Origin of the sequence: Curtobacterium sp. MCBA15_013 (assembly GCF_001865095.1) — a bacterium.
GTDB lineage: Bacteria > Actinomycetota > Actinomycetes > Actinomycetales > Microbacteriaceae > Curtobacterium.
The window spans coordinates 5,129-6,648 of record NZ_MJGQ01000020.1 but is presented as its reverse complement, the minus strand read 5'-3'; the positions used below and the strand labels follow the sequence as shown (position 1 = coordinate 6,648).

General features: G+C 73.0%; 2 protein-coding genes. Both read right to left on the bottom strand.

Features of this window, described 5'->3' with window-relative positions; all coding sequences use genetic code 11:
- Positions 1-49: 49 nt before the first annotated feature.
- Positions 50-1,072: a LacI family DNA-binding transcriptional regulator gene (locus BIV01_RS11805; RefSeq protein WP_071302965.1), complete on the bottom strand. Its 1,023-nt coding sequence runs from the start codon at positions 1,070-1,072 to the stop codon at positions 50-52.
- Positions 1,051-1,520: aldo/keto reductase (locus BIV01_RS11800; RefSeq protein ID WP_139199318.1), on the bottom strand; the 470-nt coding region annotated here is incomplete at its 5' end. The genes BIV01_RS11800 and BIV01_RS11805, both read right to left, overlap by 22 nt.

The following is a 1,520-nucleotide window of genomic DNA, read 5'->3' as shown; positions in this document are numbered from 1 at the left end:
CCGCGCCTCCCGTCCGTCCTCCGGTCGCGCTGTCTCGTGGGCCGCGTCGTCAGGCCGACTCGCGCAGGAGCAGGCGGTGCCGCACCGTGCGCTGCACCGCGTCACCCTGCCGCGGCAGCTCGCCGGCGAGCATGCCGAGGGCGAGGTCGAGCGCCTCACGCGCGACCTCGTCGAGGTCCACCGCCAGCGTGGTGAGCGTCGGCGAGACGAGCGAGCCGAGCGGCAGGCCGTCGACGCCGACGACCCGGAGCTCCCGCGGGACGTCGACGCCCGCCCGCCGACAGGCCTGCAGGACACCGAGCGCCATCACGTCGTTGAAGGCGAGGATCGCGTCCTGTCGTCGGCGTCGCCGGAGGATCCGTGTCGTCTCCTCGGCGCCGCACTCCGCCGTGCCGTGCTCCGCGTGCACGAGCTCGGGCAGGTACCCGCGCCGCTGGAGGGCGTCCATCATGAGGATGCCGCGGACACTCGTGTGCTCCGGCGAGGAGTTGTCGAGCACGACCGGGTGCCGGACCCCGGTGGCGACGAGGTGGTCGGCGAGGACCTCGATCGCGTCGGCGGGGTCGATCCAGACGGCTGCGGTCGGTGGCTCCGAGTACGGGTCGAGCTCGACCATCGGCACGGTGCCGAGGAGCTCGCGCCACCGGTCGCGACGGGAGCCGAGGTACCCGATGACGACGTCCGTCTGCGACCCGAGCGCCTGCACCATGCGGTCGGCGTCGCTCGCCAGGTCGACGTCGGCGAGCATGACGTTCCAGCCCTGCTCGGCGGCGAGCCGGAAGACGGCCGAGGCGAGCTGCGGCGTGTAGGGGTTGCGCAGGTCGTTCACGACGAGGCCGAGCTGGTGGTCGCCACCCGTGACGAGCCCGCGGCCGAAGCGCGACGGCCGGTAGTCGAGGCGCTCCGCGGCGGCGAGGACCCGTTCCTTCGTCGCCGCGCTGATGCCGGACATGCCGTTCATCGCCCGGGTGACGGTCTGCCGGGACACCCCGGCGGCCGCGGCGACGTCGATGATCGTCGCCCGGCCGCCGGGTACGGGAACGGGTTCGGTCAGTCGCGGAGGTCCAGCCATGCCACCTGTTCCGGAGTGAGGTCGACGGAGAGGCCGGTCATGGACGACCGGGCTTCCGCGATCGTACGCGGTCCGAAGAGCGGGAACGTCGGGAACGGCTGGTGCAGCACGTAGGCCAGGGCGATCGCCGTCGCGGGGACGCCGAACCGCTCGCCGAGCTCCGACGCACGGCGCAGCCGCTCGAAGTTCTCGTCGCTGTAGTAGCAGCGCACGAGCTCGGCGTCGCTCGTGTCCTCCGGCTTGGCCCGGCCGGTGAAGAACCCACGCGCCTGCGAGGACCAGGGCAGCAGGGGCACCTGGCGCTCCTCGAGCCACTGCTTCGACGCCGCGTCGGTGGCGTGCTCGCAGCCGGCCCACGGCACGTCGTACGCCTCGGCCAGCCCGAAGTGGTTGCTCAGCACCTCGAACTCGTGCTTGCCGTTCGCGCGGGCGTAGGCGTTCGCCTCGT